Here is a 17,827-nt window from a genome sequence, read left to right as displayed (position 1 = left end):
CACCCGATGTCACCCTCACGAGCACCTCCCGGAACACCCCCGTGACGCTCTCCTGAGCGTCCGCTCGGGCCCGTTGAGCCCTCGAACGGACCAAGACACCCCTCCGGACCCCTCACCTGCGCCGAATTCCTTGTGAAGAACTTCACGAAGTTTTCCGGCGGGATGTCGTGGCACGGCGTGCCATAGGCCGTTCGGGGCGCTCACCCGTCGTTTCGCATGCTCATCCGAGGTTGGATCACGCCGACCTGTGGGTCAGGCGACGGACCAGGCGATGCCGTCCAGAATGTCATGCTCGCTGACCACGACCTCCTGGGCGCCCACCCGTTCCATGATCGACTGGAGGACGAGGGCGCCGGCGGCGATGACGTCGACGCGGCCGGGGTGCATGGAGGGGATCGCCGCGCGTTCGGCGTGCGTCGAGCGGAGCAGCCACTCGGTGATCTCCCGGACCCGGGTGTAGGGGATGCGGGAGTGGTGGATGGCGGCGGAGTCGTAGGCCGGGAGGTCCTGGTGGATCGCGGAGAGGGTGGTGACGGAGCCGGCGAGACCGACCAGGGTGCGCGCCTCGCGCAGCGGTACGGTCTCCTCCGCGAGGTCGAGGGCGCGCTCGATGTCGGCCCACATCGAGGCGGTCTCGGCCTCGGTGGGCGGGTCGCTGACGTGCCCCTCGTGCACCAGGTGCCGCTCGGTCATCCGCACGCAGCCGACGTCCACGGACCGCGCGGCCCGCACGTGCTCCTCGCCGACCACGAACTCCGTCGAACCGCCGCCGATGTCCACGACGAGGAACGGCTTGGCGAGGTCCTCGCGGCCGCCCAGCTCCCTGGTGGCGCCGGTGAAGGAGAACTCGGCCTCCTGGTCACCGGTGATGACCTCGGGCTCCACGCCCAGGATGTCCAGCACGCCCCGCACGAACTCGTCGCGGTTCTCGGCGTCCCGGGAGGCGGAGGTGGCCACGAACCGCAGCCGCTCCGCGCCGTGCTCCTTGATCACCGCCGCGTACTCCCGGCAGGCGGCGAAGGTCCGCGCGAGCGCCTCGGGGGCCAGCCGGCCGGTGCGGTCGACGCCCTGCCCGAGCCGCACGATCGTCATACGGCGGTCCAGGTCGACGAGTTCACCGGTCCCCGGGTCCACGTCGGCGACGAGGAGACGGATGGAGTTCGTGCCGCAGTCGATGGCGGCGACGCGGGTCACTTGTCGTCCCCCTCGGCCGACCGCGGTCCGGGCTGTGTCACGCACGCCCCCTTGGCCCACCACTCCGGCAGCATCGCGATCGCCTCGTCGCCGAGCGGGTTCACGCCCGGTCCCGCCGCGAGGGAGTGGGCGACGAGCACGTGCAGGCACTTCACCCGGTCCGGCATGCCGCCGGCGCTCGGAAAGCCCGTCAGCTCCTCGATCTCGTCCCGGCGCCGGATGTAGTCCTCGTGCGCGGCGCGGTAGGCGGCGGCCAGCTCGGGGTCGCTCTCCAGCCGCGCCGTCATCTCCTTCATCACGCCGTTGGCCTCAAGGGTGCCGATGGCGGACGCGGCCTTGGGGCACGTCAGGTAGTACAGCGTCGGGAACGGCGTCCCGTCCGGCAGCCGCGGCGCGGTCTCCACGACGTCCGGCTGCCCGCACGGGCACCGGTGCGCGATCGCCCGCAGTCCGCGCGGCGGCCGTCCGAGCTGCTGCTTGAAGGCCTCGACGTCCGCGTCGGTCGGCTCGGTACGCGGGGTGGAGGGTGGAGGCGTGTGCATGACTGGTTCGGCGTGGCTTTCTGTCGGTTCACTGGTCGGACGCGTCGGACTTGTCGACGCCGTCCCAGACGTTCGCGTACCAGGGGCGGTCGGCCGCCCCCAGATAGGCGTGCGCCTGCTTGGCCGTACCGGGGTCGATCACGACGTACCCGGTCTCGCCCGGCATCACGTAGTGCAGCCGCTGCCGGATCTGCTGCTCGGCGTACGCGTCGTCCTGCCAGCGCGCCTTGACGTCCCGCAGCTGCTCGACCCGCTGCCGGGCCTGCTGCTGCCGGCGTTCGAGATCGGCGATCTCGGCGCGCTGGGAGACGTACTGCCGCATCGGGTAGGCGAGCGCGACGATCATCGTGCAGAGCACGATCGCGAGCAGCGCCGCGCGGCCGGTGAGCCGGGAGCGGCGGGCCTGGCGCCGGGTCTGGGAGCGGTAGACCCGGGCCGCCGTCTGCTCGCCGAGCAGCTTGAGCCTGGTCGCGGTGGAGAACCGGTCCCGGTCCTTCACGGCCATGTCCCCGCCTCCCTGGTCACCCTGATACGCGCGTACGTCCCCGGACACGGTACGGGACCGGGTACGGGGACGTACGTACGACTGGCTAAGGCTTACCCTCTAGCGGGCTCAGCCCTTGAAGCGCGGGAACGCGGAGCGGCCGGCGTACACCGCCGCGTCGTCGAGGATCTCCTCGATGCGCAGCAGCTGGTTGTACTTGGCGACGCGCTCGGAGCGGGCCGGGGCGCCGGTCTTGATCTGGCCGCAGTTGGTGGCGACGGCGAGGTCGGCGATGGTGACGTCCTCGGTCTCGCCGGAGCGGTGCGACATCATGCACTTGAAGCCGTTGCGCTGGGCGAGCTCGACGGCGTCCAGGGTCTCGGTGAGCGAACCGATCTGGTTCACCTTGACCAGCAGGGCGTTGGCGGTGCCCTCCTCGATGCCGCGGGCGAGGCGCTCGGGGTTGGTGACGAACAGGTCGTCGCCGACGATCTGCACCTTGTCGCCGAGCTTGTCGGTGAGGACCTTCCAGCCGGCCCAGTCGTCCTCGAACAGCGGGTCCTCGATGGAGACGAGCGGGTAGGCCGCCACGAGCTCCTCGTAGTACTCGGTCATCTCGGCGGCCGAGCGGGACTTGCCCTCGAACTCGTACTTGCCGTCCTTGTAGAACTCGGAGGCGGCGACGTCGAGCGCGAGCGCGATCTGCTCACCGGGGACGTACCCGGCCTGCTTGATCGCCTCCAGGATGAGGTCGAGGGCGTCGCGGTTGGAGCCGAGGTTCGGGGCGAAGCCGCCCTCGTCGCCGAGGCCGGTGGCCAGGCCCTTCGACTTCAGGACCTTCTTGAGGGTGTGGTAGACCTCGGCACCCCAGCGCAGCGCCTCGGAGAAGGACTCCGCGCCGATCGGGGCGATCATGAACTCCTGGATGTCGACGTTGGAGTCCGCGTGCGAGCCGCCGTTGAGGATGTTCATCATCGGGACGGGCAGCAGGTGCGCGTTCGGGCCACCGAGGTAGCGGAACAGCGGCAGGTCGGACGCCTCGGAGGCGGCGTGCGCGACGGCGAGGGAGACGCCGAGGATGGCGTTGGCGCCGAGCGAGCCCTTGTTGTCGGTGGCGTCCAGGTCGAACATCGCCTGGTCGATGAGGCGCTGCTCGGTGGCGTCGTAGCCGACGAGCTCCGGGCCGATCTGCTCGATCACGGCGAGGACGGCCTTCTCGACGCCCTTGCCCAGGTAGCGGTTGGGGTCGCCGTCACGGAGCTCGATGGCCTCGAAGGCACCCGTGGAGGCGCCGGACGGAACGGCGGCACGACCCGTGCTGCCGTCGTCGAGGCCGACCTCGACCTCGACCGTGGGGTTGCCTCGGGAGTCCAGGATTTCCCGGGCTACGACGACGTCGATGGACGGCACGAGCATCTCCTTCTTGGGATGTGACGCTGGTTGTGCGGGGCGCACGCGGGCCTTGTCGGCCCTTGCTCAGCCTTGCGACTAGAGCCTAACCGCCCCGGGGCCGTCGGCCGTCGACCGACCGTCCCGTGGACAAGGACAGACGGTATCTATTGTTCACCCTCGGAACAAAGGGGGGCCGGATGAAGAACGGGAGAAGAACCGGCCAAAGAGAAACCCCGCCCCGGTGCGTACGGGGGAAAACGCACCGAGGCGGGGGCCCGTGGGGGACGGGGGTGACCCTCACGTGGTCCCCACTATGAGGACCACGGTTGTGAAGGGGCTGTGGTTCAGCTGGGCGCCCCGTATTTCTTGGGGCGGTCCGCCTGTGTCCTACTTCAGGTGCAGCTGCTGGCCGGGGTAGATGAAGTCGGCGTCGTCGACGATGTCCTTGTTCAGCTTGAACAGCGCCTGCCAGCCGCCCTTGACCTTGTGCTTCTCGGCGATCGAGCTGAGGGTGTCACCCTTGACGACCTTGTACTCGCCGTCGCCCTTCTTGACCTTCTTGCCGGTCGGGGTGGTGATGGTCTTCTTGGCGGCCGGACGCTCGGCGGAGCGGGAGGCGGCCTGGGTGTCGGTCGAGCGGGTGCTGGTGCCGGTGCTCGTCGAGTTGGAGGAGCCGGTGCTGCCGCCCGTGTAGGTGGCGCTGGACAGGCCCGTGCCGCAGACCGGCCAGGCGCCCTTGCCCTGCGCGGCGAGGACCTTCTCGGCGATCGTGATCTGCTGCGCCTTGGTGGCCTGGTTGGCCTGCGCGGCGTAGGCGGTGCCGCCGTACGCGGCCCAGGTCGAGGCGGAGAACTGCAGGCCGCCGTAGTAGCCGTTGCCGGTGTTGATGGACCAGTTGCCGCCGGACTCGCACTGGGCGACGGTGTCCCACTCGGAGGCGGTAGCGGCGGAGGCGCTGCCGGCCGCCATCAGCGGGGCGGCGACGGCGACGCCGGTGACCCCGGCGACGGCGATGGCGCGGACGGCCTTGGACGGACGGCGGTGCTTGCCCTTGCCGGAAAACAGCATGGATCGATCCCCTCACCGACGCCTGCGAGGTGAGCTGTCGGGTTCGGGCCGGTTGAGTTGCCCGGCCGCACACCTGTCTGTCGGTGCGCGACTTCACCCCGAGCCGGTTCCGGCGGCCTTTCGGCCATGAGGCCCCTGAGGGCTCAACTGCCGGACCCGGCACTTACCTTGGGTCCCCCGCTCCTGCCTACGGCGCTTGACGCGACGACTGTTCCCGGACGGCCGCTGGCAGGACTCGGCGTTGCGACGGCCGGGGCTCGTGGTGACGAGCGGCCTTGACCGTAAACAGGGCATCAGGTGAATTTCAAAGATGATCAGGGCTTCTGAGACTCATCCCACACTTTCACCAAACCGGACATTCGACTCGAAGCGGGGCGCCAACTCCCGCCGCTTTTCGCCCGATTAGCTGCTGAGTTTCAGGGTCTGACCGGGAGCGATGGCGTTCGGGTCGGCGCCGATGTCCGCCTTGTTCGCGGCGTAGAGCGCACGCCATCCGCCGTCGAGGTCAAGGGAGTCGGCGATGGAGGCGAGGGTGTCGCCGTCCCGGACGGTGTAGGTGCCGCTGTCGCGGGAGGCGTGACGCCCGGAGGAGGTGGTCTTCTGACCGTTTGTCGCGCTTTCGTCCGCCAAGCCGCCGCGGTGCTTGCCGCCGGTGCTCGCGGTGCCCGTGTCGACCAGGCTCCAAGAGCCGCCGGTCTGCCACGAATTGTCCGAGTCGTCGGTCTGGGGCACTACAGGGTTCTCGTCGACCTTCGAGGTGTCGGACTTGGAGGATTCCGACTTGTCCGTCTTGGTGGACTTGGTTGGAGTGTCCGTCTTGGAGTCGCCGCTCGCGCTCGCGCTCGGGGAGGGGGTGGCGGAGGCGTCCCCGGAGTCCGTGGCGTCCGAGGAGGAGTCGGAGCCCGAGGACGAGGACGAGTCCGACAGCCCGGAGGACGAGTCCGAAGAGTCGGAGGAACCGGACGAATCATCCGATCCGCCGTCGCCCGGGTCGACGTTCACGGAGGCGTCGTCCGAGGAGAGCCCGGCGAGCAGGGCGCAGGTCCGCCAGGGCTTGGTGCCCTGGTCGGCGAGGATCTTCTCGGCGACCGCGATCTGCTGCGAACGGCTCGCCAGGTCGGGCGTGGTGGCGTACTGCGTACCGCCGTACGTGTCCCAGTCGTCCTGCGACATCTGCAGGCCGCCGTAGTAGCCGTTGCCGGTGTCCATGCTCCAGGAGCCGCCGCTCTCGCAGTTGGCCACCTGGTCCCAGGTGGTGCCGTCGGCCGCGTTGGCGCTCGCCGCCCCGAGCAGCGGGAGGGCGATGGCGGAGCCGGTCACTCCGGCCGCGACGAGCAGGGCCGGAGCCTGACGGGGGCGACGGTGACGACCGTTCCCGGAGAGCATGCGGAAACCTTTCGAGCGACAGCGGTGACCGGTGCGGCGGGTCCCGCAGGGCGCCGCACTGATGGGTGAACGTATAGGCAGACGATCACTTGTCACAAGTTAATGCCGCGCAGATCACGTGAAGATCACAGACTTGAGTGCTGGTCACCTTTGGCTGGTAACGGGCCTACCGGTGACTTACCGGGCGACGGGGGTGAACTCCACCGGAAGGGTGCGCAGTCCGCGCATGATGAGCCCGCCGCGCCAGCGCAACTCGTCCGGATCCGCCGCGAGTCGCAGATCGGGCAGCCGGGTGAGGAGGGTGGCGAGCGCGGTCTGGCCCTCCAGACGGGCGAGCGGGGCGCCCAGGCAGTAGTGGATGCCGTGGCCGTATCCGAGGTGCTGGTTGTCCCGCCGCGAGAGGTCCAGGGTGTCCGGCTCGGCGAACCGCTCCGGGTCCCGGTCCGCCGCGGCGAGGACGACCAGCACCGGGTCGCCGGCCGCGATGCGCTGCCCGCCGATGCCGAGCGGCTCGGTGGCGAACCGCCAGGTGGCCAGCTCCACCGGCCCGTCGTAGCGCAGGAGTTCCTCGACGCCGGTCTCCAGCAGACCGCGCTCACCGGCGCCCAGGGAGTCCTCCAGCCGGACCCGCTGCTCCGGGTGGGTGAGCAGGGCGTACGTCCCGTTCCCGATCAGGTTGACGGTCGTCTCGAACCCGGCGAACAGCAGGATGAAGGCCATCGCGGCGGCCTCGTTCTCGGTGAGGTGCTCACCGTGGTCCGAGGCCCGGATGAGCCCGGAGATCAGATCCTCGCCCGGACCGGCCTCGGCGGGCAGCGCCTCCCGCTTCCGGTGGATCAGCTCGGCCAGATAGCCGCGCATCTTCTTCACCGACCGCGCGACCCCGCCCCGCGGCCCGCCGCCGTGCCGGATCATCATTCCCGCCCAGTCCCGGAAGTCGTCCTGGTCCTCGCGCGGGACGCCCAGCAGGTCGCAGATGGCGTAGATGGGGAGCGGGAAGGCGAACTCGTGGATGAGGTCCGCCTCCCCCTTCTCCGCGAACCCGTCGATGAGCCGGTCGGTCAGCTCCTGCACCCGGGGCGCGAACTCCGCCACCCGGCGCGGCGTGAACGCCTTGCTGACCAGCCGCCGCAGCCGGGTGTGGTCCGGCGGGTCGATGTTCAGCAGATGCGTCATCAGCTCGGCCTTGCGCTCCCCCGGGATCCCGGTCTTCCCCTTGGCGTGCGCCGGCTCGTCGTGATGCGCCGGGTTCTTGGAGAGCCGGGGGTCGGCGAGCGCCTGCTTGGCATCCGCGTAACGGGTCACCAGCCACGCCTCCACCCCACTGGGCAGCGTGGCCCGGTGAACGGGCGCGTGCTCACGGAGCCACGCGTACGCCGGGTAGGGGTCGCTCGCGAACTCCCAGGTGAAGAGCTCGGGGGCGGTGTCGTCGGGGCGGGGCTGGTGGGTCACTTGTCGACGGTACCGGGTGGCCGGCGGTCAGCCCTCCACGCCCTCCACCCCCTCCGCCGCCCGTACCGCGTCCCGGTAGGCCCGGGCCGCCGCGCGCAGGGCCGCCTCGGGGTCCACGCCGTCCGCCTCGGCGCGGGCGGCGAGGGCGAGCAGGTCGTAGCCGACGCCCTCGCCGGCCGGGAGGGGGACGTCGAGGCCGGCCGTGCGGACGCGGGAGGTGAGCTTGGCGGCGAGGGCGAGGCCGGGCTGGCCGAGGGGGACGCCGTCGGTGACCGAGGCGCGGCGCTTCTCCTGGGCCTTGGTGCGCAGCCAGTGCTCCTTGACCTCCTCCGGGGTGGAGGCGGTCTCGTCGCCGAAGACGTGCGGGTGGCGGTGGATGAGCTTGGCGACGATGCCGCCCGCCACGTCGTCGACGGAGAAGGGGGCGTCGGGGTCCTCCTCCGCGATGCGCGCGTGGAAGACGACCTGGAGCAGCACGTCGCCCAGTTCCTCCCGGAGTTCGTCGCGGTCGCCGTCCTCGATCGCCTCGACGAGTTCGTACGCCTCCTCGATGGCGTACTTCGCCAGCCCCTTGTGGGTCTTCTGGGACGACCAGGGGCACTCCACGCGGATGCGGTCCATGACCTGGACGAGGTCGAGGAGGCGGGCGCCGGGCAGGTCGTAGGAGGCGGGGAGCAGCTCCAGCTCGGGCATGTGGACCCGGCCGGAGCCGGCGAGGCGGGCCAGGCCGTCGGTGAGCGCGGGCTCGCCCTCACCGGTCGCGACGACCACCGCCGTGCGGCCGCCGGCGCAGGCGTCGACCAGCTCCTGGGCGGTGGGGGCGGCCTCGTGCACGGTTATGCCGGCCTCCCGCAGATAGGGCAGCTGCGGATGCGCGCCGTCCGCGCACAGCACCCGGTCCGCCGCCCGCAGCGCCTGCCAGGCGGGCCAGGACAGCAGGCCGGGGGCGACCCGGTGGCTGGTGGTGAGCAGCACGACGCGGCCGGTCTCGGCGGCCTCGGGGGCGGGAGAGGGTTCCGGGGTGACGGGTTCGGGCCTGGTGGTGTTCACGCACCGAACGTAACGCACGACCGCCGCCGACCTCGCGGTTCGTCCACAGGACGGGGATGATCAAGTGATCGTACGACTGCCCGTCCCTGCCATCGGGCCGCCGGACCACCGGCCCGCTCCCCCGGGGCTACGCCGACGTCTGCGTCCCGCCGGTCGTGACCTCCCGTACCCACGGCGTCTTGGCGTCCACCCGGCTGCTCTTCTGGACGTCCCAGGCGCCGTAGCGCGGGTTGAGGTCGACGCGCAGTTCCTTGGAGGCCTTGGCGAGGGCCTGCCAGAAGACGGGCTGCGAGGTGTCGGTGCCGAGCAGCTGGGCGAGCTTCTTGGCCTCCACCTGGAAGCGCAGGTTGTCGTCAAGGCGCTGGGGCGCGACGCCGTACTTCTGCAGCCAGGCGGTCCGCAGCGCCTCGGCGCCGCCGGCCTGCTGTTCGAGGCCGGCGCGCATCTCCTCGACCTCCTTGCGGCTGACGCCGATGCCGGCGTCCTGGGCGGCCCGGTGCAGCACCTGGTCGAGGACCATGCTGTACAGGGTGTCCCGGGTGAGGCTGCTGGTGGCGGCGAGCACCTGCTGGTACTGCGTCTCGTCCGGCACCGCCGCGCGCTGTGCCCGGCGCACCTCGCTCACGCGGTTCTCCAGCTGCGCCACGGTGATCCGCTGACCGCCGACGACGGCCGCCGCGCCCGGGTGCGCGTCGCTTCCGCAGGCGGTGAGAAGGGGGGCCGCGGCGGCGATCGCGGCGGACAGGACGAGCGCGGTGCGACGGCGGCGGTGCAAGGATGCCTCCCGAGGAGATTGTGCGACGGTGCACAAAGTCTTGCGGTGATCGATGGTAGGCAGTGGGCAAGCTCTGGCCAACCCATTCGACCAACGATTCACAGCCGCTTCCGGCACCGCCGCGCCACCCCCCGGAAGGGTTTGCGGATCAGCCCGTGATCGCCACCGGTGCGTCCCAGGCGTCCCGGTCCACGGTGATCGTGTAACCGCCGCGGGTCTCCTTGCTGTTCACCATGTACTGGTGGGCCCGGCTGTGCCCGGTGTACTGGGTCGCTCCGAACGGCCAGTCCGACGTGGTGGTGTTCTTCTTGTCCCACAGCGCGTACCAGAGGTTGCCCGGCAGGTCCGTCTTGTCGGTGGCGTTGGCGATCGCCTTGGCGCTGGAGCTGGTGAAGCCGTAGTAGCCCGCGCGGTACGTCTTCGCGCGCAGCTGCTTGTCGAAGGCGCGCACATAGGTCAGCACGGCGTTGTTGCACGACGTGTTCGTCGTGTCGTACGCCTCCATGTCGAGGTAGATCGGGCTGCCGGCCTTCATGCCGAGGGCGGCTGCCTTGGTGACCGCGTCGGTGGCGTCCGCGGTGCCGAGGGAGGCGGCGTTGGCGGTCGTCATCTTCTCCGGGCTGGAGCCGGTCTGGCAGGACGGCTGGGCGCCGACGTACAGCGGGATGAGCTTCCAGCCCACCGTGGTGACGGACTTGACCCAGGAGGCGGTGAGGTTGGGCTGGGCACAGCCGCGGTTCTTGCCGCCGATGTAGACGGCGGCGGCGCCGTAGAAGCCGGTGTTCCAGGCCTTCATCGCGGCCAGGGAGGGCGCGGCGCAGGTGTCGAACGCCCGGCCGGTGTACGTCTTCTGGGCGGGCCAGGTGGTGGCCGCCATGGAGGTCTGCGCGGCGATCCCGGCCCCGGCGAGGACGGCGGCACCCGCGACGCCCCAGGTGACGTATCTGCGCTTCTTCGACTGCCGATGGCTGGACATGGCCGACCCCACCCCTATGTGTTCACTATGCAAGGAAGTTCGAGGAAAACGGACGGCAACCTATCAGGAGCGGTACGGCTAGCCGCGCACCTGCCCCAGCCACAGCAGTGTCCGCCGGATCTCGCCCGCCGTCGGGTGACCGGGCCCGTGCAGCCGCTCCACGTCGAACAGCAGCCGCGCGAGCGTGTCGTGAGCGGCCGGCCGGTCGCCGAGGGCGAGCAGCAGATGCCCGATCCGGCGCCGTACCTCGTGCGCGAGCTGGGGGTCGCCGGCCACGTACTGGTTCTCGTAGTACGGCAGCAGCGCGCGGTACTCGGCGAGCGCCGCGGCCGGTTCGCCGAGCTGTTCCAGGCACTGGGCGGCCTCGTAGCGGAACCGCAGCGACTGGGTGTCGGCCTGGCCGGCCTCGGCGGCGCGTTCGTCGGCGAGCCGGCGCAGCTCGGGCAGCGCGCGCCGGTACTGGCCGTCGTCCATCAGGGTGGCCGCGTACTGCTTGCGCAGGGTCCGTACGACCGTGGAGCGCTCGCCGTGCTGGTCGGCGGCGACCGGCAGGATCGCGCCCAGGATGTCCACGGCCTGGGTGATGCGCCCCTCCCCGAGCAGCCGCTTCACCTCGTCGACCGCGGCGGCGACATCGGGCGCCGCGGGCCCGGCGGGTACGGCGGCCACGGGCGCGGCGGGCTGCGGCGCGGGCGTCCGCGCACGGTCCGGCCAAGGGGCGTGCGGGCGCAGGAAGGGGCGGGTGGGATCCAGCGGCGCCCCGGTGTGACTGCCGCGCGCGGGCAGCAGCGGGACGAGGTCCTCGTACACCTCCTGGGCCGAGGCGGGCCGGTGCTGGGGGTCCTTGGCGAGCAGCCGCAGCACCAGGGCCTCCAGTGGCTCGGGCACCTCGGCGCGGTGCCGGCGCACGGGCACCGGCTGCTCGTACAGGTGCCGGTGCAGCACCCCGAGCGAGGTGGAGCCGGCGAACGGCACCTCCCCGCTGAGCAGTTCGTGCAGCAGCACCCCGAGCGCGTAGAGATCCGTGTACGGGCCGACCGCGCCGCCCATCGCCTGCTCGGGCGCCATGTAGGCGGGCGAGCCGATGGGGGTGCCGGTGTGGGTGAGGCGGGTGGTGTCGGTGTCCATCACGGAGGCGACGCCGAGGTCCAGGACGGTGATGGTGCCGTCCTGCTTGACCATGAGGTTGCGCGGCTTGAGGTCGCGGTGGACGATCGGCACCGCGTGCACGGCGCTCAGCACGGCGCACAGCTGGGCGGCGACCGCGACCGCCCACGGCCAGGGGTACGGGGCGTGCTCGGCGAGGTGGCCGGCCAGGTCGGTGCCGTCCACGTACTGCATGACGAGGAACAGCTCCTCGCCCTCGGTGCCCGCGTCGTGCACCGTGACCAGGCCGGGGTGGTCGACCTGTGCGGTCACCCGGCACTCCCGCAGGAACCGCCGGCGCAGTTCGTCGGCGTCGGCGCCCGCCACCTTGTCGGGGCGCAGCAGCTTCACCGCCACCCGCCGGTCCAGCCGCTGGTCGTACGCCGTCCAGACCTGGCCCATGCCGCCCTGCCCGATGAGCGCGGACAGCTCGTACCGGTCGGCGACGACCCGTCCCGCGGCCACGGTCATCTACCGCCCTCGTCCCGGCCGTCGTGCTTGCGCAGGTAGTCGCTGAGCTCGTCGAGCTCGGCGCGCACCTGCTCGATCCGCGCGGGCGCCGGACGCTGGGGCGGCGCGGGTATCGGGGGCTGGGCGAGCGGCGGCCGGGAGACCGGCGGCACGGTGTGCGGGGGCGGGGTGTGCGGGGGCTGCGCGCCGAGGGGTGTCGTCGTGGTGGTGTACGGGGAGACGGGGGGCGGGTAGCCGTACGCCGCCGCCTGCGCCGCGTACGCCTCGCGCCGGCGCTGGAAGTGGCGTACGTCGGCGGCGAGGTAGTAGACGACCGTGGCCAGGAGCCCGCCGAACAGCAGCGTGATGCCCAGGTAGCCGCCGGGGGTGTGGACCTCCTCGCCGGGTTCGCTGGCCAGCAGCACGACGCTGAGGATGTCGGCCGCCATCACCGTCACCAGCAGGCCGAAATCCACCGACCTGCGGGTCACGACGGCGAGCCGCAGCATCATCGCCCAGGCCAGGAAGCCCGCGCTGAACACTCCGAGCGCCACGAACACCACGCGCAACAGGACCAGTACCGCGTCGTGCGGCGGCCGCTGCACCGGCTGCGCATGGCCCTGGCCTTGCATGATCGCTCCTGTGTTGCCTGTATTGCCGGAAAAGGGCGTACGTGCCCGTCCGATGCGGTCCGCTCGCGGACAACATCGGACGCGCGATGGTCGCTTCGAGCATATGGCCCGACACCGACGTGCGGTCCGGGTTGTATCGAACCGTTGTCGTGCCGAGCGCCGGACGCGACCGCGCACACCGCGGCGCGGGGTCGGAGCGGGTGGCGCGTCCACACGTTGGGCTCGACGTACACGGCGTGGCCGGGCCCGGGTTCGCAGCGCACCGGGGTGAGTGCGCCGGGCACCTCGATGTCGCCCTCGATGTCGCCCTCGGTGTCGAAGGGCAGCCCGGTACGCGCACTCGCTCATCGGGGTGCGCGGTTCCAGGTGCTTGGCGCTCGGCCGGACGGGGGCCACGACCTCGCGGAAGCCGTGGGCACGGGCGTTGTCGGGCATCGCCGTCAGCAGCACGGCTGCGGCGAGGGAGTTTCCGTCGCGGCTGAGTGCGCCTTGCGTCAGTGCGTCGTGCGGCAGCGCGCCTTGCGTCAGTGCGCCTTGAACCGTGAGGGCGCCTTGGTGGGGTTGCCGCCCGCGGGGAGCTTCTGGCCCGGGCAGTCGGCGAGGACCTTCTTCATCGCGGCCTTCTCGGCGGCGGTGACCCACAGGCCGTACTTCTTCTTCACGGCGACCTGCGCGGCGACATAGGTGCAGCGGTAGGCCTTGTCGGGCGGGAGCCAGGTGGCCGTGTCGCCGTCGCCCTTGCCGCGGTTGGCGCTCGCGTCGACGGCCAGGAGGTTGAGCGGGTCGTTGGCCAGGGCTATGCGCTTGCTGGCGTCCCAGTACTTGGCGCCCTTCTGCCAGGCGTCCGACAGGGCGACGAGGTGGTCTATGTCCACCAGGCTGCGGCCCCGCGTGTAGGTGATCTCCTTGCCGGAGTAGGGGTCCGGCCTCAGCACGCCGGAGGAGACCTTGCAGTCGCCGTCGGTGAACTTCACGTCCTTCAGGTCCCGCTTCAGTATGTCGTCGCGGGTGTCGCAGGAGTTGGAGTCGGTGTCCGCCCAGGCCGAGCCGAACTTCTCCCGGGAGTAACCGGTCTTCGGCGCCCGCCCCTTGACCGTGAGCGCGTCGGCGGCGGCCAGCGCCGCGCCCCCGCCCCCGGCGCCCTGGGCTCCCGAACTCCCCTTGTCCTGCAAGTCCTTGCATCCGCCTACGGCGAAGACCACGACGACGGCGATGACCGCGCCGCCCTTCAGACGCGCCACGTGCGCCCCCTCTTTCCTGCCCGTGTCCGCCTCCGCACCGGCGGATCTCTGCTGGTCCCACGCTATCGGCCGGGTTGTCGGGGCCGGCCGGGACCCAGAAGCACGGATACCCCCAACCCGGCCGGACCATCACCCCGTTGTCCCCCGGGCGGAAGCCCGGGCCGCGCTCCCGCGCTCCGGCTCACCCCCGGCCGGGACGCCGGCCGATCCCGCGCGGGGCGAAGGTGACGGTCGTCGGAGCGTCCTGGCCGAGGTCCGGCCCGCCGCGGCCTCGTCACCCGCGCCACGGCTCGTCCCACGCACCACTGCGCGCGCCGCCGCGCATGCCGGCCGGTGTCGAGGAGACCGGCGGAGGCCGCGCCCCGGGGGGTTCTACGACCCCAGGACGGAGGCCAGGAACTCGCCCACCCAGCCCAGCAAGTCCCGTCCGACCAGCGGCTTCCCGCCGACCTTCGCGGTCTTCGGGCGGGGCACCAGCACCTGGTGGACGGCCGGCTTGATGACGGTCCCCGGGTACAGGCGCTTGAGGCGCAGCTCCTGCGACTCGCGCAACTCCACCGGCGCGAACCGGATGTTGGTGCCCTGGAGCACGATCTCGCCGACCCCGCAGGCGCGGGCGAGCATCCGCAGCCCGGCGACGAGCAGCAGGTTCTCCACCGGCTCGGGCAACTTGCCGTAGCGGTCGGTGAGTTCCTCGCGGACCGCCCTGATGTCCTCCTCCGAGTTGGCGGCGGCGATGGACCGGTAGGCCTGCAGGCGCAGCCGCTCGCCGGGCGCGTAGTCGTGCGGGACGTGCGCGTCGACGGGCAGCTCGATCTTGACCTCCAGCGGCGGCTCTTCCTCGATCTCGCCGGTCTCCAGCTGCCGCCGGTAGTCCGCGACGGCCTCGCCGACCATGCGGACGTACAGGTCGAAGCCGACGCCCGCGATGTGCCCGGACTGCTCGCCGCCGAGCAGGTTTCCGGCGCCGCGGATCTCCAGGTCCTTCATCGCCACGTACATGCCGGCGCCCATCTCGGTGTGCTGGGCGATGGTGGCGAGCCGTTCGTGCGCGGTCTCGGTGAGCGGCTTCTCCGGCGGGTACAGGAAGTACGCGTACCCGCGCTCGCGGCCACGGCCGACCCGGCCGCGCAGCTGGTGCAGCTGGGACAGGCCGAAGGTGTCGCCGCGCTCCACGATGAGCGTGTTGGCGTTGGAGATGTCGATGCCGGACTCGACGATCGTGGTCGAGACGAGGACGTCGAACTTCTTCTCCCAGAAGTCCACGACGACCTGTTCGAGGGCCGACTCGGACATCTGGCCGTGGGCGGTCGCGATCCGTGCCTCGGGGACGATCTCGCGGAGTCGGGCCGCCGCGCGGTCGATGGACTCGACCCGGTTGTGGATGTAGAAGACCTGGCCCTCGCGCAGCAGTTCGCGGCGGATGGCGGCGCCGATCTGCTTCTCCTCGTACGGCCCGACGAAGGTGAGCACCGGGTGCCGCTCCTCCGGCGGGGTGGTGATCGTGGACATCTCGCGGATGCCGGTGACCGCCATCTCCAGGGTGCGCGGGATCGGGGTGGCCGACATGGTCAGCACATCGACGTTGGCGCGCAGCTTCTTCAGCTGCTCCTTGTGCTCGACGCCGAAGCGCTGCTCCTCGTCGACGATGACCAGGCCGAGGTCCTTGAACTTGGTCTCGGAGGAGAACAGCCGGTGGGTGCCGATGACGACGTCGACCGCGCCCTCGCGCAGGCCCTCCAGGGTCCCCTTCGCCTCGGTGTCGGTCTGGAACCGGGAGAGCGCCTTCACGCTCACCGGGAACTGCGAGTACCGCTCGGAGAACGTGCCGAAGTGCTGCTGCACCAGCAGGGTGGTGGGGACGAGGACGGCGACCTGCTTGCCGTCCTGGACGGCCTTGAAGGCGGCCCGGACCGCGATCTCCGTCTTGCCGTAGCCGACGTCGCCGCAGATCAGGCGGTCCATGGGGATCGACTTCTCCATGTCCTCCTTGACCTCGGCGATGGTGGTCAGCTGGTCGGGGGTCTCCGCGTACGGGAACGCGTCCTCCAGCTCGCGCTGCCACGGCGTGTCCCCGCCGAAGGCATGCCCCGGCGCGGCCATGCGGGCGCTGTAGAGCTTGATCAGGTCGGCGGCGATCTCCTTGACGGCCTTCTTGGCGCGTGCCTTGGTCTTCGTCCAGTCCGCGCCGCCCAGGCGGTGCAGGGTGGGCGCCTCGCCGCCGACGTACTTGGTGATCTGCTCCAGCTGGTCGGTCGGGATGTACAGCCGGTCGCCGGGCTGGCCGCGCTTGGCGGGGGCGTACTCGACGACCAGGTACTCGCGGGTGGCGCCCTGGACGGTGCGCTGCACCATCTCGATGTAGCGGCCGACGCCGTGCTGCTCGTGGACGATGTAGTCGCCCGGCTCCAGGGTGAGCGGGTCGATGGTCTTGCGGCGGCGGGCCGGCATCCGGGCGCCGTCCTTGCCGGCCGCCTTCTGGCCGGACAGGTCGGTCTCGGTGAGGACGGCGAGTCTGAGCGCCGGGTCGACGAAGCCGTAGTCGATCGAGCCGCACGACACGTGCACGACCGAGGGGCCGACCTCGCCCAGGTCGACGTCCAGGCGGGCGGCGATGCCCTCGCCGCCGAGCACCTCGACGGTGCGGGAGGCGGGGCCGTGGCCCTCGGTGACGAACACCGTGCGCCAGCCGTCGGCCAGCCAGCCCTTGGTGTCCGCGAGGGCCTTCGCGGTGTCGCCGCGGTAGGTCTCGGGGGCGTGCATGCCGAGCTTGAGGGTGTCGGCGGCCAGCTCCTCGTCGGCGGCGAACGGCGACACCGACCACCACATCATGTCCAGCTCGCGCGCGCGGTCACGGACGTCCGCGATCGACCACAGGGAGGCCGCGCCGACGTCGATGGGCGCCTCGCCGCCGCCGGCCGTGGCCGCCCAGGAGGCCTGCAGGAACTCCTGGCTGGTCGCGACCAGGTCGGCGGCGCGCGTCCGCACCCGCTCCGGATCGCACACGACGGCCATCGCGCCCTTGGGCAGCACGTCGAGCAGCAGCTCCATGTCGTCGACGAGGACCGGGGCGAGGGACTCCATGCCCTCGACCGCGATCCCCTCGGCGATCTTGTTCAGCAGTTCGCCCAGTTCGGGGTGTTCCTCGGCGAGGGCCCGCGCGCGGTCGCGGACGCCCTCGGTCAGCAGCAGCTCCCGGCAGGGCGGCGCCCACAGGCCGTGCTCGGCGACCTCCAGGGAGCGCTGGTCGGCGACCTTGAAGTAGCGGATCTCCTCGACGTCGTCGCCCCAGAACTCGACGCGCAGGGGGTGTTCCTCGGTGGGCGGGAAGACGTCCAGGATGCCGCCGCGGACGGCGAACTCGCCGCGCTTCTCGACGAGCTCCACGCGCGCGTAGGCGGCGGCCGCGAGGGCTTCCACCACCTCGTTCAGGTCGGCGCTCTGCCCGGTGCGCAGCGCCACCGGCTCCAGGTCGCCGAGGCCCTTGACCTGCGGCTGGAGCACGGATCGTACGGGCGCGACGACCACGGAGACCGGGCCGGTCTCGGGGTCGTCGGGGCGGGGGTGGGCGAGGCGGCGCAGGACGGCGAGGCGGCGGCCGACGGTGTCGCTGCGCGGGCTGAGCCGCTCGTGCGGGAGCGTCTCCCAGGAGGGGTACTCCGCGACGCCCTCGGAGGGCAGGAGCGTGCGCAGGGCGGCTGCCAGGTCCTCGGCCTCGCGGCCGGTGGCGGTGACCGCGAGCACGGGGCGGCCGGTCTCGCGGGCCAGGGCGGCGACCGCGAAGGGGCGGGCCGCCGGGGGGCCGACCAGGTCGACGTGCATGCGGTTGCCGTCCCCCGCCGCCTTGATCGCTTCCGCGAGGGCGGGGTCCTTGACGACGGCGTCGAGCAGACCGTGCAGGCTCATTCAGGGCGGCTTTCGTCGGGGGGTGGGCAACACGAAGTGCCCGGCGCGGGCTGCGACCGGGGGGTCTCCAGCGTACGACTACGCGGGCGCGGGCGCCGGGGCTGTGGACAACGTCCGCTGTCCTCGCCGTACC

General features: G+C 71.6%; 14 protein-coding genes, 1 pseudogene and 1 riboswitch. All 15 genes and pseudogenes read right to left on the bottom strand.

The features are described from left to right. Positions 1–252: 252 nt before the first annotated feature. The 15 genes and pseudogenes from ACIPSJ_RS30565 to mfd all read right to left on the bottom strand — a co-directional run bounded on the left by ACIPSJ_RS30565 (position 253) and on the right by mfd (position 17,694). The gene (locus ACIPSJ_RS30565) at positions 253–1,194 is read right to left on the bottom strand and encodes a Ppx/GppA phosphatase family protein (protein ID WP_359212910.1); all 942 of its coding nucleotides are present in this window, start codon (positions 1,192–1,194) and stop codon (positions 253–255) included. Next, the gene (locus ACIPSJ_RS30560; protein WP_359212907.1) at positions 1,191–1,736 is read right to left on the bottom strand and encodes a DUF501 domain-containing protein; all 546 of its coding nucleotides are present in this window, start codon (positions 1,734–1,736) and stop codon (positions 1,191–1,193) included. Before ACIPSJ_RS30560 ends, ACIPSJ_RS30565 begins: the two co-directional genes overlap by 4 nt. A 28-nt stretch (positions 1,737–1,764) precedes the next feature. Continuing rightward, the gene (locus ACIPSJ_RS30555) at positions 1,765–2,241 is read right to left on the bottom strand and encodes a septum formation initiator family protein (RefSeq protein WP_355716255.1); all 477 of its coding nucleotides are present in this window, start codon (positions 2,239–2,241) and stop codon (positions 1,765–1,767) included. Between the two features lie 108 nt (positions 2,242–2,349). Further along, entirely contained in the window at positions 2,350–3,636 is a 1,287-nt protein-coding gene (gene eno, locus ACIPSJ_RS30550; RefSeq protein ID WP_359212902.1) for a phosphopyruvate hydratase, read from the bottom strand. A gap of 363 nt (positions 3,637–3,999) precedes the next feature. Beyond that, a complete protein-coding gene (locus ACIPSJ_RS30545; protein WP_401350853.1) occupies positions 4,000–4,680 on the bottom strand; it encodes a transglycosylase family protein in 681 nt (226 codons plus the stop codon). A 4-nt stretch (positions 4,681–4,684) separates the two neighbouring features. Next, positions 4,685–4,885, bottom strand: a riboswitch (cyclic di-AMP (ydaO/yuaA leader). Positions 4,886–5,082: 197 nt separating this feature from the next. Next, entirely contained in the window at positions 5,083–6,066 is a 984-nt protein-coding gene (locus ACIPSJ_RS30540; protein ID WP_401350852.1) for a transglycosylase family protein, read from the bottom strand. A 177-nt stretch (positions 6,067–6,243) separates the two neighbouring features. Next, positions 6,244–7,518, bottom strand: a complete 1,275-nt coding sequence (locus ACIPSJ_RS30535) for a cytochrome P450 (RefSeq protein WP_359212894.1) — start codon at positions 7,516–7,518, stop codon at positions 6,244–6,246. Positions 7,519–7,545: 27 nt separating this feature from the next. Continuing rightward, positions 7,546–8,568: a nucleoside triphosphate pyrophosphohydrolase gene (locus ACIPSJ_RS30530; RefSeq protein ID WP_401350850.1), complete on the bottom strand. Its 1,023-nt coding sequence runs from the start codon at positions 8,566–8,568 to the stop codon at positions 7,546–7,548. Positions 8,569–8,695: 127 nt separating this feature from the next. Then, positions 8,696–9,343 (bottom strand): SurA N-terminal domain-containing protein, encoded by a 648-nt coding sequence (locus ACIPSJ_RS30525; protein WP_359212888.1) that lies wholly within the window; start codon positions 9,341–9,343, stop codon positions 8,696–8,698. 148 nt (positions 9,344–9,491) lie between these two features. Next, a complete protein-coding gene (locus ACIPSJ_RS30520) occupies positions 9,492–10,319 on the bottom strand; it encodes a glycoside hydrolase domain-containing protein (RefSeq protein WP_401350848.1) in 828 nt (275 codons plus the stop codon). 78 nt (positions 10,320–10,397) lie between these two features. Beyond that, entirely contained in the window at positions 10,398–11,936 is a 1,539-nt protein-coding gene (locus tag ACIPSJ_RS30515) for a protein kinase domain-containing protein (RefSeq protein WP_359212883.1), read from the bottom strand. After that, entirely contained in the window at positions 11,933–12,547 is a 615-nt protein-coding gene (locus ACIPSJ_RS30510) for a hypothetical protein (RefSeq protein ID WP_401350846.1), read from the bottom strand. Before ACIPSJ_RS30510 ends, ACIPSJ_RS30515 begins: the two co-directional genes overlap by 4 nt. A gap of 194 nt (positions 12,548–12,741) precedes the next feature. Continuing rightward, positions 12,742–13,003 (bottom strand): annotated as a pseudogene (locus ACIPSJ_RS30505) (N-acetyltransferase); the annotation flags it as partial. A 68-nt stretch (positions 13,004–13,071) separates the two neighbouring features. Beyond that, on the bottom strand, positions 13,072–13,788 hold the full coding sequence (locus ACIPSJ_RS30500) for an HNH endonuclease family protein (protein WP_401350845.1): 717 nt from the start codon (positions 13,786–13,788) through the stop codon (positions 13,072–13,074). A gap of 372 nt (positions 13,789–14,160) precedes the next feature. Then, positions 14,161–17,694, bottom strand: a complete 3,534-nt coding sequence (gene mfd, locus ACIPSJ_RS30495; protein WP_401350843.1) for a transcription-repair coupling factor — start codon at positions 17,692–17,694, stop codon at positions 14,161–14,163. Between the last annotated feature and the right edge of the window lie 133 nt (positions 17,695–17,827).

This window comes from Streptomyces sp. NPDC090088 (assembly GCF_044747345.1).
Lineage (GTDB): Bacteria > Actinomycetota > Actinomycetes > Streptomycetales > Streptomycetaceae > Streptomyces.
Note: the sequence above shows the minus strand (reverse complement) of the source record. Positions and strands in the feature narration are given on the sequence as shown.